The sequence below is a fragment of the Brevibacillus sp. YAE8 genome (genome assembly GCF_057543335.1).
Genome location: NZ_BAAIYG010000020.1, coordinates 76781 through 90180 on the forward strand (window position 1 = coordinate 76781; position 13400 = coordinate 90180).

Consider the following 13400-nt stretch of genomic DNA (forward strand, 5'->3'; position numbering starts at 1 on the left):
CCCATGGATAAAATCGGGTTCATTGGTACGGGCAGCATGGGCAGTATCTTGATTGAAGCATTGCTGTCCGCCAAAGCGCTGTCTCCCAGCCAGATCATCATCAGCAACCGCACGATCGAAAAAGCCGAACAGCTCGCTAAGCGGCTTGGCGGGCTGGCGGTCGCCCATAGCAATGTGGATTTGGCCAGAGAAGCCGACATGATCCTGCTGTGCGTCAAGCCGCTGGAGTACAGCGTGCTGCTCGAGCAACTCGCCCCTGTCCTGACGGCGGAACAGCTTATCGTCACGATCACCAGTCCGATCAAGCTGGAGCATCTTGAGTCAAAAGTACCTTGCGCCATCGCCCGGGTCGTTCCGAGCATTACCAACGCGGCGCAGAGCGGCGTGAGCCTGTGCGAATTCGGTGCGCGCGTCGACGAAGAGCAGCGCCATTATATTCGCAACCTGTTTGCCCACATCAGCACGCCTGTCGAGATCACCGCGCCTTTCTTGCGAATCACTTCCGACATCGCCAGTTGCGGCCCTGCCTTTTTGAGCTATATTTTGCAGCAGATGATTCAGGATGCCGTCGAAGAGACAGGCATCTCGACAGAAGCCGCTACTTATTTGACCTCGCAGATGCTGATCGGGGTGGCCGATCTGTTGCGCGAAGAAAAATTCACGCTCCCTTCCTTGCAGCAGCGCGTCTGCGTCCCCGGAGGAATCACCGGCGAAGGGCTGATTCCTTTGCAAAGCAAGCTGCCCGGCATTTTTGCAGAGGTATTCCGGCGCACGCGCGCGAAGTTCGCCGAGGATCAGGAGCTGCTCGACCGTTATTTGAACGAACAGCCGCAGTAGCTGCGAGAGCGTGGGTTGCTTGCAGTTGCGAGCCTTGCAGAGCGACGACAAGCACGCTGGCAGTATCAGAAAACTGGCAGTACGAAAAAAGGAGCGGAAACCTGTTATTCAAACAGGCTCCACTCCTTTTTCCTTTCACCTCTCACCCGCTTGCCATCACGAGAGGATGACAAGCCGACGGTGAGCGATAGACGCTTTTCGTGCGACTAGCGAGTCGTTTATCTGGCCCGCCTTCTGGATCGTGCGTCTAATCCGACTAACGAACCACAATATTAACCAGCTTGCCAGGCACGGCGATGATTTTGACGATTGTCTTGCCTTCGATCAGTTCCTTAATCAGCTCGTTGCTGAGTGCCAGCTCCTCCATTTGTTCCTTGGTCGAGTCGGAGGCAATGAGCATTTTTTCCTTGTTTTTGCCGTTGATCTGGATGACGATTTCCACTTCGTCCTCGACCAGCTTCGACTCGTCGTAGGTTGGCCATGGCTCGTAAGCGATTGTATCGTTGTGGCCGAGTTTTTCCCACAGTTCCTCGCCCAAGTGCGGGGCGATCGGGGACAGCATTTTCACGAAGTCTTCCATGTATTTTTTCGGCAGGACGTCTGCTTTGTACGCTTCGTTGACGAATACCATCAACTGGGAGATCCCTGTATTGAAGCGCAGGCCCTCGTAGTCTTCCGTCACTTTTTTCACGGTTTGATGGTAGACGCGCTCCATGCTGGTCGGTTTGTTCGTATCGACGATTTTCGGGTTCAGCTCGCCGTTGTCTTGAACGAACAGGCGGTACACGCGGTCCAGGAAGCGGCGCGCGCCATCGAGACCTTTTGTCGACCAGGCGATGGATGCATCCAGCGGCCCCATGAACATTTCGTACAGGCGGAGCGTGTCGGCACCATGGCTGTTGACGATATCGTCCGGGTTGACGACGTTGCCTTTGGACTTGCTCATTTTTTCGTTGTTTTCACCGAGGATCATGCCTTGGTTAAACAGCTTCTGGAATGGCTCCTTGGTTGGCACGACGCCGATGTCGTACAGGAATTTGTGCCAGAAGCGGGAGTAGAGCAAGTGCAATACAGCGTGCTCTGCACCGCCGATGTAGATGTCGACTGGCAGCCATTGTTTCAGCTTTTCCGGATCGGCCAAAGCTTTGTCGTTGTGCGGGTCGATAAAGCGCAGGAAGTACCAGCAACTGCCCGCCCATTGCGGCATGGTGTTCGTCTCGCGGCGCGCTTTCTTGCCGGTTTCCGGATCGACGGTGTTCAGCCAGTCGGTGATGTTGGCGAGCGGCGATTCGCCTGTGCCGGACGGCTTGATTTCTTTTGTTTTAGGCAGCATGATCGGCAATTCGGATTCTGGCACAGTTTTCATTGTGCCGTCTTCCAGATGCAGGATTGGAATTGGCTCGCCCCAGTAGCGTTGACGGCTGAACAGCCAGTCGCGCAGACGGTAGGTCACTTTGCGGCTGCCTTTGCCTTCTTTCTCCAGCCATTCGATCATTTTGTTGATCGCCTGTTCTTTGTTCAGGCCATCGAGCATGCCGGAGTTGATGTGTTCTCCGTCGCCTGTGTACGCTTCCTTGGAAATGTCTCCGCCTGCGATGACCGCTTTGATTGGCAGATCAAACGTCTTGGCGAACTCGTAGTCGCGCTCATCGTGCGCCGGTACCGCCATGATCGAGCCTGTTCCGTAGCTAATCAGCACGTAATCGGCAATCCAGATCGGCAGACGTTCGCCGTTAACCGGGTTGATCGCATAGGCGCCTGTGAATACCCCTGTCTTTTCTTTCGCCAGGTCGGTACGCTCCAGATCGCTTTTGTGCTTCGTCTGCTCCAGGTAAGCTTCTACCGCTGCTCTCTGCTCTGGCGTCGTAATCTGTTCCACCAGCTTGTGCTCGGGAGCGAGTACCGTGTAGGTGGCGCCGTAGAGCGTATCCGGGCGGGTCGTGAAGACAGTAAAGGTCTGGTCGTGTCCCTCAATGGCAAACGTAACCTCTGCCCCTTCGGAACGGCCGATCCAGTTGCGCTGCATTTCCTTGATGCTCTCCGGCCAGTCCAGCTCTTCCAGGTCTTCGAGCAGTCTTTCCGCATACGCGGTAATTTTCAATACCCATTGTTTCATCGGGCGGCGTTCGACCGGATGGCCGCCGCGCTCGCTTTTGCCGTCAATGACTTCTTCGTTGGCCAGAACGGTTCCCAGCGCCGGGCACCAGTTCACGGCTACTTCGTCAACGTAGGCCAGGCCGTGCTCATACAGCTTCGTAAAAATCCACTGGGTCCATTTGTAGTAGTGCGGATCGGTCGTGTTGATCTCTCTGTCCCAGTCGTAGGAGAAGCCGAGCGACTTGATTTGGCGGCGGAACGTGTTGATGTTTTTTTCTGTGAACTCCGCAGGGTCATTCCCCGTATCGAGCGCGTACTGCTCGGCTGGCAAGCCAAACGCATCCCAGCCCATTGGATGGAGCACGTTGTAGCCTTGCATCCGCTTCATGCGGGACAAAATATCGGTAGCCGTATAGCCTTCCGGGTGTCCGACGTGCAGCCCGGCACCAGATGGATACGGGAACATATCGAGTGCGTAAAACTTTTTCTTGTTCGGGTCCTCAGAAGTTTTAAAGGTCTTGTTTTGCTCCCAGTATTGTTGCCACTTTTTTTCAACATCACGATGACTGAAAACCATGGTAGAGCACTCCCATCTTGAAATAGGTAAAAAATGAAAACTCGGCTACACCGAGCCATTGGCGTAGCCTTCGTTGCACTTATACCGGATAAGAATCTGTACATTCCGGTCCAGTATAAAGAAAACCCCACGTCCCCAGTCGTTCTACGAAAGGGACGAGAGGTTTGTTTATATTCCCGCGGTACCACCCAGATTGGCGAATGAAAAAGCATTCACCCACTTGAAATCCGTAACGGGGATGAGCCGCCTGCCCTTACGCAACCATGTACACATGGCCTTCGGGGCAAGTGCTGGGAGGCGAGTTCAGATAGTCCCGGGTTGACTTGCACCTGCCGTCAACTCTCTGTATCCGCGGGGCATATTCCTACTATTCCTCTTAAACGCGTCGAAATTTGTAGTTATAACGCCATTATAGTCAATATAAACCAACCGTGTCAAACCCTACGGCTTGCGAGCGGCAAAAAATAAGCGTTCGCTCGCTTCCTGCGGCGGCAAATCCGAATAGTCTGCCGTAATGACGATGTCCGTGAAGCCCGCGTCGGCCAGCCAGCGCATCAGTTGGACCGGCTGGTAGGCTCTTTGCCAATGCTCCTCCTCCAGCCGCTCGTACAAGCCGTTTGGCTGGCGGACGAAAAAGGTGAGCTGGTGCTCTACCTCCAGGCGCAGCGGATCGCAAAAACATTGCCAAATGTACGAAACCTCATCGTCGACGTAGGTGAATGTCTCGTCGCCGAAAATATGCAGCATTTTGTACGGGCTGTGCACATCGAACAAAAAGCTTCCCCCGGGAGCAAGGTGAGCGAAGACGCGCCGAAACGTCTCCTGCACGTCCGCTTCTTCTGTCAGGTAGCTGAGAGAGTCGCACAAGGAAATGACCGCGTCCGCCTCCGGCAAGGAAAGCTCGCGCATATCCTGCTCGACCCACGCCACCTCTACTTGCTCCTGCCGCATTTTGTCGTAGGCAATCGCCAGCATCTCGGCGGACAGATCGACGCCCGTGACCCGATAGCCGCGCTTGGCCAGCGGAATCGCAATCGATCCCGTCCCGCAGCCCAGATCAATGACTCGTTTTGGGGCCTCTCCCTTTTGCCAGGTGCGCTCGACCCAGTCCAGCCATTGATCGTAGGGGGTGTCCGCCATCAGCCTGTCGTAAACTGCGGCCATGTGTGCGTACGCCATCCGTTTTTACCCTTGCGCAGCGAAGGACACTTCTTCTGCATCCTTCCACAGTCGCTCCAGATTGTAAAACTCGCGATCTTCGCGGTGGAAGACGTGAATCACGATATCGCCGAGGTCGACGAGCACCCAGCGTCCCTCATCCGCGCCTTCAATGCCGCGAACGTCAAAACCGTTTTTGTGGGCTTGATCGCGAATTTCGCGCACGATCGCCTGCACCTGACGCTCGTTGTTTCCGTGGCAGATCATGAAGTAGTCTGCAATCACCGAAAGCTTGCTGATGTCCAGCACCTTCAGATTTTCTGCCTTTTTGTCTTCTGCTGCCTTCACTACCAAGCGAGCCAACTCTTCTACTGTTTTAACCATCAAAGCCCTCCTTCTTTCCCTTTGCGGGATACCAGATCGTTATAAGCGGTAAGCGTCAGCGGATAGACCGTCTTCTGCTTTTCTATCAAAAACTGGATCGTGCCTCCCAAAGCGAGAGCCAGGGCGGCATCAAGGTCTTTCTCGGCCAGCGTGCGAATCTGCTCCACGCCAGGAAAATTCCGGTTCGGTTCTATATAGTCTGCCACACAAACCACTTTTTCTAACAGGGACATCCCGGCTCGCCCGGTCGTATGGTAGCGAACGGCTTGCAAAATATCCGGGTCCGTCACTCCCAGGTCGTTCTGAATGACGATTGCCCCGGCAAAAGCGTGCCACAGCTCTTTTTCCCCTTCCAACAGCTCTGTCGGCATATCGTGGCGAACGAGAATTTCGAACATTTTCTCCACGGGCCAGCATTTGCAGTAGTCGTGCAAAAGTCCGGCAAGCTCGGCTTTGTCAGGGTCAGCGCCGTATCGCTGTGCAAGCTCGCGGGCAGACTGGGCGACCCCCAAAGTATGCTTGTAGCGCTTCTCGTGCATTTGCGCCCGGATGCGCGCAAGCAGTTCCTCCCGATTAGACAAGAGTTTCATAGAATCGGTTCTCCTTTATATAACGCTCCACAGCATCAGGTACCAGATAGCGGATGCTTTTGCCCGCCGCCGCCTTTTCCCGGATTAACGTGGAAGAGATGTCCCAGACCGGCATCTCCACGAAGGTGACGTACTCGCACGCCTCCCGCTCCAGCTCCGTGCCCGGTCGCGCCAGACCTATAAAGCGTACCATGCGGATCAACTGTTGGAACTGGTACCATTTGGGCAAGATTTTTACCATGTCTCCCCCAATAATAAAAGAAAACTGACAATCAGGAAACTGCTGCGTGAGCAGAACCATCGTATCGTACGTGTAAGAGGGGCCTTTTCGGGCCAGTTCGATATCCGTCACGCGAAACGACTCGTGATCGGCTATGGCGAGCTGAACCATTTGCAGGCGATGATGCGCCTCTGTCAGCCCCTCCCTGCTCTTGTGCGGCGGAATGTGCGATGGCATAAACCAGACCTCGTCAAGTCCAGCCTGCTCTCTGGCCTGTTCAGCCGCCAGCAAGTGGCCGCAATGGATGGGATCAAACGTGCCGCCCATGATCCCGACTTTTTTTCGTGCGTCCTTCATGGTGTTCGATCACTTACGGCAGCTTGATCGTCTTGTGCTCCCGGGACTCTTTGTACAAGACAACCGTATGGCCAATCAGTTGCACCAGCTCGGCACCCGCACCTGCTGCCAGTTCTTCTGCTACTTCATGCTTGTCGTCGCTGTTGTTTTGCAAAATCGCGACTTTAATCAGCTCGCGCACTTCCAGCGCTTCCTTGATCTGGGTAATCATATTTTCGTTAACGCCGCCTTTTCCTACCTGGAAAATCGGGGTGAGATGATGAGCTTCTGCGCGCAAAAAGCGCTTTTGCTTGCCGGTCAACATCGGCATGCCTCCTTTAGTTCCTGCAATCATGTTCGATCAGGTTGTTTTCGTCAGTTGCTGCAAGACGACTTCGCGCATGACTTCCGTCGGTGCGTCGGTTCCCGTCCACAGCTCAAAAGCAAGGGCGCCCTGGTTCACAAACATGCCGACGCCGGAGTGAACAGTCGCGCCGATCGCCTGCGCTTCGCGGAGCAGTCTTGTCTCCAGCGGGTTGTAAATCAGGTCGCTGACAATCAGCCCGGAGTGAAGCCAGTCTGCTGGCACCGGGGTGTCCTGCACGTTTGGCAGCATTCCGATGGACGTCGTATTAATCAAAAGCGAAGAGTCTGCGATCGCGTCTTTGCCTTCGCCCTGCTCGACGATTCGCGTCGGAACGATCGTGCCTACATGCTCGGCCAGCACGGCGGCTCTTTCCCGCGAGCGATTGATGATGCGGATTTCCTTTACGCCTTTTTCGGCGAGCGTAAACGCAACGGCACGGGCAGCACCGCCCGCGCCCATCATGGTGACAATTTGCTTGTCCAGCACGATTCCCGTCTCTTCCACAAGGGAGCGGACGTAGCCCATGCCATCTGTATTGTAGCCGATCAGCCTGCCATCTTTGCTCACCACGGTATTGACGGCGCCGATTCGCTTCGCCAGCGGATCAATTTCATCGAGCATCGGCATGATCGCGACCTTGTGCGGGATCGTGACGTTAATCCCGCGAAGGCCCAATGCGCGAATCCCCGCTACCGCGTCCTCCAGCGCTTCCGGTTCGACGTCGAAAGCCGAGTAGGCAAAGTCGAGTCCGGTCTCAGCAAAAGCAGCATTGTGCATCATCGGAGACTGCGAATGGGATACCGGATGTCCAAACAGGCCGACCAACTGTGTTTTGCTTGTAATCATGGAGCTTTTCCTCCCCCGTAGCTTCTCTCTCTAGCATATGGCGCAAAGCAAAAGACGCCATCATGCGCGTCGCTGGCAAAAGGCTAGATCAAACCTCTGCGCATGCCCACGCTTACCCCTTTTGGCGCGTGAACGACGACGTTCGCTTCGTACTTGCCTTGAATCGTCACCCAGCCCAAGCCGGAAATGACGATATCCGTAGGGATTTGCGACTGCTTGACCTTGAACGAATGCTTCACAAACGGCGGCAATGCTTTGGCCGCTTCCTCCCCGGTAGGGGGCACGAGCAATGTGCCGTGATGCTTTTGCAGCACCTCGTCCGCCTTTTCCAGCTTCGTGCGGTGAATGTACAGGTCGTTGTCGACATAGACGACAAACGGCTGCTTCGGTCCGCGTACAAAGTCAATGCGGGCAAGTCCGCCCAGGAACAAGGTTTGCCCATCTTCAAGCTGGTACACCTTGGAGTTGATCCGGCTTTTCGGCGTGATTTTCCTCAGATCGGATGGAGAAATCATGTGCCCGATCTGATCGCGGTTGATAATGCCCGGCGTATCGAAAATGGAGCGTCCGTCTTCCAGCGGGATTTCGATTTTGTCCAGGGTCGTGCCTGGAAACGGCGAGGTCGTAATCGTAAGCTCTGCCGCTCCGTAGTCGTGCAGGATGCGGTTAATCATCGTCGACTTGCCGACATTGGTCACGCCGACGATGTACACATCGCGTCCTTTGCGCAGTTCCCCGATCCGGTTGAGCAACTCGTCGATATGCTGCCCTTTTTGCGCACTGATGAGCACGATGTCTTCCGGGCGCAGGCCGCGTTCCTTCGCTTCGTGCTGCATCCAGTTGCGTACACGGTTCAGGTTGATGTTTCTCGGCAAAAGGTCCACCTTGTTGCCGACGAGCAAAATCGGGTTGTTGCCGACGAAGCGCGGCAAGCCTCTGAGCCAGGAGCCCTGGAAGTCGAAAATATCGACGACCATGACGACCAGAGACTGTGTCGAGCCGATGCCGTCCAAAATTTTCAGGAAGTCGTCATCGCCCATCGCCACTGGCGCGACTTCGTTGTAGTGCTTGATGCGATAGCAGCGCTGGCAGATCACCACTTTGCGGCCCAGCGCCGATTCAGGCGCATAGCCGGGCTTTTTCGCATCCTCGGTCTGAAGCGCAATACCACAGCCGGCACAAGTGCCGATTGTTTGTTCCGTCATGCTTTTCTCCTCCACGAAACCATTCCTTTCCTTTCCATCCAGCTCAAAGCCACGCGCTCCATCTGACGGTTAAAGCGCGTCCAGAAACCGTCCGTCTGGGCCACAGGCACGACTAGGATCGTATGAAACCCCAGCCGATTTCCTCCCAGCACATCGGTAAACAATTGATCGCCGATCACGACCGTCTCGGCAATCGTCACATTCATTTGCCGAACCGCCTGCAAAAAGGCACGGTTTGTCGGCTTTCTCGCCGCACAAATAAAACCGAGATCGAGCGGTGCACAGAAGCGCTGGACGCGCTCCTTGTTGTTGTTGGACACGACCGTGACCTGGATGCCTGCATCGTGCAAGCGCCCGAGCCAGCTTATTACTTCCGGGGTAGCTTCTGGCCTGTCCCATTCTACAAGGGTGTTGTCCAAATCTGTAATCACCGCGCGGATTTTATTTCGTTTCAATTGATCTATATCAATGTGATGGATAGACTCCACGAACTGACTGGGCATCAGCTTGTTTAAAAACACGGGGCACCTCCATATGATGTGCAGCCATCAACCGCGATTTCGGCACCTACTATACCATAATCGACCACCCTGTTGCAAAAGAAAAACATTAGCTGCCGCTTGCCGTGGACAACGGCTTTGTGCCATAATGGAAACACTAAGAAAACTATTTTTGTTTATCCGGTTTTCAACCGGTGGTTAGGCAGGGGGTCGATGGCGATGAAAGACCGGATCATGAAAGGTTTTATTGATGAGATCAGAGACAAGGGCATGAAGTTTTCCATGGACGACCTGGCTCGCAGGCTCGGCATCAGCAAGCGGACGCTCTACGAGCACTTTTCCTCGAAGGTGGAGATTCTCGAGGCGATCATCTCCCAAACGTTTGCCGAGGCCGATGAAAAAACAAAGCAAATTCTCGACGACGACAGTCTTTCCCTGATCGAAAAAATCAAAGGCGTCATGATGGTTTTGCCGACACACTACGAGTTTTACGATTTGCGCATTCTCGAACAGATGAAGCGCTACTACCCGGAGCAATGGGCCTTGGTCGACTCCGCGCTCTCGGATGACTGTCAGACGCTGCGCGGACTGATCGAGCAAGGAATCAAGGAAGGGCTGATCGTCAACATGAATGTCACGCTGATGATGAAGCTGATCGTGGACGCGGTCAAATCGACGCTCGACCAGCGTTTCTACATGCAAAACCAGATTACCGTATCGGAAGCTTTGGCCGCGATTGTAGACGTTCTGTTGTACGGACTCGTGCCCGTGGATAAAAGGTGACCCCTTTTATTCCCTTTTTTTGCGAAAACTAATAAAACAAAAATAGTTTTTTGAGTTAGATGGGATGAGGTGTTGATGATGTCTTTTTTCACGCAAATGACAAAGCCGCAACGTACCGGTTTGCTTTTTGTGATTCTGATTTTGTTTATCGACATGCTGCTTTACAGCCTGTTGATCCCGATCGTTCCTTATTTTTCCGAGACGCTGCAGCCTTCCTCGACGATGATGGGCGTCCTGTTCAGCAGCTATGCGGTCGCGATGTTGCTCGCCACGCCGATCTTCGGGCCGATCTCTGACCGCTTGGGCAGACGGACAGTGCTGCTCGTCGGCTTGGTCGGGCTTGCCGCTTCGACGCTGCTATTCGCTTTTTCCGAAACGATGGCCTTGCTGATTTCAGCCCGCTTCGTGCAAGGGATTGCGGCGGCTGCGACGTGGCCGACGGCGCTCGCCCTGCTCGCCGACCTGTTCCCGCCGAAAATGCGCGGAGCGGTCATGGGCACCGCGCTGACGGCCATCTCTACAGGCACCTTGCTCGGCGCGCCGATTGGCGGCTGGCTGTTTGAAATTAGCGATCACCGGACGCCGTTTCTCGCGGCTGCGGCCTTTACGGTCATCAACATCGTCTTGGTGTATTTGTTCCTCAAGGAAGAAACGGCGCGCACAGCGAGCGAAAAGCTTTTGGTCGGCAAATTTTTGCGCAATCCGCAAGTCGTCTTCATCGCCGGGATCGTCCTGCTCGCGGAAGTGTCGCTCTGCCTGCTGGAGCCGACACTGCCCGTCTTTTTGACGCAGAAGCTCAGCATTACGCCGACCGTGATCGGGCTGTTGTTTGGCGCGATGACGCTGGCATACGGATTGATTGCCCCCGTGGCAGGCTCGCTGTCCGGCCGGTTTAACCCGTACAAACTGATGTTTGCCGGGGTCGTTGCACTCGCTGTCTTCATGCCTTTCCTGGTCTGGGCCGACTCGCTGTGGCAAGCCGGAATCGCGATGGCGCTCGTCGGCGCGAGCGTCGGCTTCACGCTGTCCCCTACTCTCCCGACACTCGGGGGGATCATCGACCAAGGGGGAAGCGGCGCTTACGGAACAGCCTACTCGCTGTTCAACATGTTCCACGGAATCGGCATGGTTGCGGGCCCACTGGCTGGCGGGATTTTGACGGATCTCTTGCCTGTGTCCTCGGCTCTCCTCGTCGTCGCGGCAGCGGTGCTCGGCTTTGGCATCTTGCTGTTCATCCAGTTGAAAGCGAGCAAGGCGGTGCGGTATTCCGCACAAAAAGGCGAGATGCACACGCCTTGAGGGGTTGCGAGCAAAGCAGGCGACGGTGATGATTTGGCGGCGGTTGGCGGGAGGGGGCGGGAAGCGGCTGGCTCACCAGGCAAACAAAAACGGCTGCGCCCGCGACCGCTCGGATGCAGCTCGTCAGACACAACCACCTGCCCAAACCAAACACACCCCCGCTGTCACGCTGAGAGGTGGCATGCGGGGGTGTTGCCATTTCTTTATTCACTCCGGGATTGCTGCTGCCTCGTCTCCATCAGCCGCCTGACCCGCTCCGTCGGGGTCCAGCATTGGAAGCGATAGTCTGGCCTCGTCTCGTAGGTGAGGCGCGAACAGCGGTAGGTCACGCCGCCTGGCGCTTTTTCCACGCGAAAATGAATACAGGTCGCACAGCAATGAAACGCATTGTCCGCCTCCATCCCTGCCCCTCCCTATCTCCCGAGCTTCCACGGAAACAGCGAAAGCTGCTCGTAGCGCTCTTTTTGCGGTTCGGCAAAATTGGAAAAGCCAACGCCCACCAGTCTGACACCTTGCGAGTAATCAAACGCATCGAGCAAATCGTCCAGCAGCTCCTGCCAGTTGGCCCCGGCGACTGCCTTGTGCTGCTTCGTTCTTTGCGTAAAATCGGCGTACTTGATCTTGAGCGTGATCGTTTGCGGCTCGACCCCTTCCTGGCGCACGTCCTCCTCGACCTCCCGCAACAGGGAAAGGGCAATCGGCGCGATGGACTCGCGGTCGTACAAATCAAACGACAGCGTCGTCTCCCGGCTGGTCGATTTCGGCGCGCGGTCCATCACGATCTCGCGGCTGTCTTCTCCCCTGGCCCGGTCGTACAGGGAACGGCCGAACTTGCCGAATAGCTGCACAACCTCATCCAGCGAAAGCTGCCAAAAGTCCTCCACTGTCTTGATGCCTTTTCTTTCGAGCAGCTCCTGCGACTTTTTGCCGACACCGTGAAGCGTCCCGATCGGCAACGGGCGCAGTACGTCCAATGCCTGCTCGGGCCGGATGATGACAAAGGCGTCCGGCTTTTTCAAATCGCTGGCGATCTTGGCGAGCGACATATTATAAGAAAGCCCGATGCTACACGTAAGTCCCGTCTCCTGTTTGATCCGTCTCTTCAGCTCGCGGGCAACCGGCACGGCATTTTCGTAGTCGGACACATCCAGGTACGCCTCGTCGAGACCGACTGTTTGGTAGCGTGTTGTATAGGAAGTAAAAATTTCTCTGACTTCTGCGGATTTTTCGACATAGCGGCTGTAGCGGACGGGCAGGTACACCCCTTGCGGACATTTTTTCCGCGCCAGCGCAACGGGCATGGCAGAGCGCACCCCGTATTTGCGCGCCTCGTAGCTGCACGTCGAGACGACTCCGCGGTTGGCAGTGCCGCCTACGATCACAGGCTTGCCGCGCAATTCTGGCCGATCCAGTTGCTCTACACTGGCGAAAAAAGCGTCGATATCCAGATGAAGGATTTTTTTCATGACGGATAACCACCAAACATACATTCTCATTTGTATTATCCCTGTTTTGCTCCTTCGACGCAAGCGGTGGATCGCTCCCAGAGTCGCTCCGCGCTTACTGCCCGTGCGCTTCGATCACTGCCAGCAACTCGGATACGGGCGGATTGCCTTTTTTCGCGTACAAGATCGTCCCGTCCCTACCGATGATGTAGACGATGCGCTGCTGGAAAAACAGGCCGAGAATTTTCCCTACATCATATGCTTCGCGAATCTTTTGACCTTCGTCTGCGATCAACGGAAAATCGTAATGGAACTTTTCCGCAAACGACTGCTTTTTGCCCAGCTCGCCCGGATTGACGCCAAAGACAGCCGTGTTTTTCTGCTGCAATCTCGCGTAGTTGTCCTGAAGCGCGCACAACTGCTTGGTGCACACAGGCGTGTCGTCCCCCGGGTAAAAAACGAGGACGACCGTCTGCTTGCCGACGTACTCTCCCAGGTCAACCGGACCTTTTGTGCTGTCTGCCGTAAAGACAGGGGCTTTTGCTCCTACTTTCAACATCGCTCTCACCTCTTGGGACCAGTATAACATCGGTTTGGGCGGGGCTTACATGGCTACGAGCACCCGCATGAGTCATAACCACCGGCTTAGCCGGTGGCTTCCATTAGCCCTATAAGGGCATGTTACAAGCAAGCGCCTTAAAGGCGCACTGAAAGTCTGCCAACCGCGTGTTGCCTCGGGCTGCCCCTAAAAAGGGG

15 protein-coding genes and 1 other annotated feature are annotated in these 13400 nt (G+C 55.4%); of the genes, 3 read left to right on the top strand and 12 right to left on the bottom strand.

Features of this window, described 5'->3' with window-relative positions; all coding sequences use genetic code 11:
• The first annotated feature begins 3 nt into the window (after positions 1 to 3).
• On the top strand, positions 4 to 837 hold the full coding sequence (gene comER / locus AC27IT_RS19965; protein ID WP_005833164.1) for a late competence protein ComER: 834 nt from the start codon (positions 4 to 6) through the stop codon (positions 835 to 837).
• Positions 838 to 1093: 256 nt separating this feature from the next.
• Here the strand turns inward: comER and leuS are convergent, their stop codons facing one another.
• The 9 genes from leuS to AC27IT_RS20010 form a co-directional block, all read right to left on the bottom strand.
• Positions 1094 to 3511: a leucine--tRNA ligase gene (leuS, locus tag AC27IT_RS19970; RefSeq protein ID WP_122952711.1), complete on the bottom strand. Its 2418-nt coding sequence runs from the start codon at positions 3509 to 3511 to the stop codon at positions 1094 to 1096.
• Positions 3512 to 3659: 148 nt separating this feature from the next.
• Positions 3660 to 3901, bottom strand: a binding site (T-box leader).
• 51 nt (positions 3902 to 3952) lie between these two features.
• The gene (locus tag AC27IT_RS19975; RefSeq protein ID WP_007777469.1) at positions 3953 to 4690 is read right to left on the bottom strand and encodes a class I SAM-dependent DNA methyltransferase; all 738 of its coding nucleotides are present in this window, start codon (positions 4688 to 4690) and stop codon (positions 3953 to 3955) included.
• A gap of 6 nt (positions 4691 to 4696) precedes the next feature.
• Positions 4697 to 5053 (bottom strand): ribosome silencing factor, encoded by a 357-nt coding sequence (gene rsfS / locus AC27IT_RS19980; RefSeq protein WP_005833170.1) that lies wholly within the window; start codon positions 5051 to 5053, stop codon positions 4697 to 4699.
• The gene (yqeK, locus tag AC27IT_RS19985) at positions 5053 to 5643 is read right to left on the bottom strand and encodes a bis(5'-nucleosyl)-tetraphosphatase (symmetrical) YqeK (RefSeq protein ID WP_122952710.1); all 591 of its coding nucleotides are present in this window, start codon (positions 5641 to 5643) and stop codon (positions 5053 to 5055) included. The genes rsfS and yqeK overlap by 1 nt, the downstream gene beginning before the upstream one ends.
• Positions 5627 to 6220 carry a nicotinate-nucleotide adenylyltransferase gene (locus AC27IT_RS19990; protein ID WP_005833174.1) on the bottom strand — a complete coding sequence of 198 codons (594 nt, stop codon included), beginning with the start codon at positions 6218 to 6220 and terminating at the stop codon, positions 5627 to 5629. Before AC27IT_RS19990 ends, yqeK begins: the two co-directional genes overlap by 17 nt.
• 13 nt (positions 6221 to 6233) lie before the next feature.
• Positions 6234 to 6524 (bottom strand): ribosome assembly RNA-binding protein YhbY, encoded by a 291-nt coding sequence (gene yhbY / locus AC27IT_RS19995; RefSeq protein WP_005833176.1) that lies wholly within the window; start codon positions 6522 to 6524, stop codon positions 6234 to 6236.
• 36 nt (positions 6525 to 6560) lie between these two features.
• Positions 6561 to 7412, bottom strand: coding sequence for a shikimate dehydrogenase (locus tag AC27IT_RS20000; protein WP_005833178.1), 852 nt, complete (start codon positions 7410 to 7412; stop codon positions 6561 to 6563).
• 83 nt (positions 7413 to 7495) lie between these two features.
• Complete coding sequence (gene yqeH / locus AC27IT_RS20005; RefSeq protein ID WP_005833179.1) at positions 7496 to 8617, bottom strand: ribosome biogenesis GTPase YqeH; 1122 nt, start codon at positions 8615 to 8617, stop codon at positions 7496 to 7498.
• Positions 8614 to 9138, bottom strand: coding sequence for a YqeG family HAD IIIA-type phosphatase (locus tag AC27IT_RS20010; RefSeq protein WP_005833181.1), 525 nt, complete (start codon positions 9136 to 9138; stop codon positions 8614 to 8616). The genes yqeH and AC27IT_RS20010 overlap by 4 nt, the downstream gene beginning before the upstream one ends.
• Before the next feature lie 198 nt (positions 9139 to 9336).
• On the opposite strand from AC27IT_RS20010, the gene AC27IT_RS20015 reads away from it, so the two are divergent.
• Both AC27IT_RS20015 and AC27IT_RS20020 read left to right on the top strand, forming a co-directional pair.
• Positions 9337 to 9900, top strand: coding sequence for a TetR/AcrR family transcriptional regulator (locus tag AC27IT_RS20015; RefSeq protein WP_007777452.1), 564 nt, complete (start codon positions 9337 to 9339; stop codon positions 9898 to 9900).
• A 78-nt stretch (positions 9901 to 9978) separates the two neighbouring features.
• Positions 9979 to 11199 carry an MFS transporter gene (locus tag AC27IT_RS20020; protein WP_025844918.1) on the top strand — a complete coding sequence of 407 codons (1221 nt, stop codon included), beginning with the start codon at positions 9979 to 9981 and terminating at the stop codon, positions 11197 to 11199.
• A 203-nt stretch (positions 11200 to 11402) separates the two neighbouring features.
• Here AC27IT_RS20020 and AC27IT_RS20025 read toward each other — a convergent pair whose 3' ends face one another.
• The 3 genes from AC27IT_RS20025 to AC27IT_RS20035 all read right to left on the bottom strand — a co-directional run bounded on the left by AC27IT_RS20025 (position 11403) and on the right by AC27IT_RS20035 (position 13203).
• The gene (locus AC27IT_RS20025) at positions 11403 to 11600 is read right to left on the bottom strand and encodes a hypothetical protein (RefSeq protein WP_283859049.1); all 198 of its coding nucleotides are present in this window, start codon (positions 11598 to 11600) and stop codon (positions 11403 to 11405) included.
• 12 nt (positions 11601 to 11612) lie between these two features.
• Complete coding sequence (locus AC27IT_RS20030; protein WP_005833189.1) at positions 11613 to 12665, bottom strand: DNA polymerase IV; 1053 nt, start codon at positions 12663 to 12665, stop codon at positions 11613 to 11615.
• A gap of 94 nt (positions 12666 to 12759) precedes the next feature.
• The gene (locus tag AC27IT_RS20035; RefSeq protein WP_025844922.1) at positions 12760 to 13203 is read right to left on the bottom strand and encodes a peroxiredoxin; all 444 of its coding nucleotides are present in this window, start codon (positions 13201 to 13203) and stop codon (positions 12760 to 12762) included.
• Between the last annotated feature and the right edge of the window lie 197 nt (positions 13204 to 13400).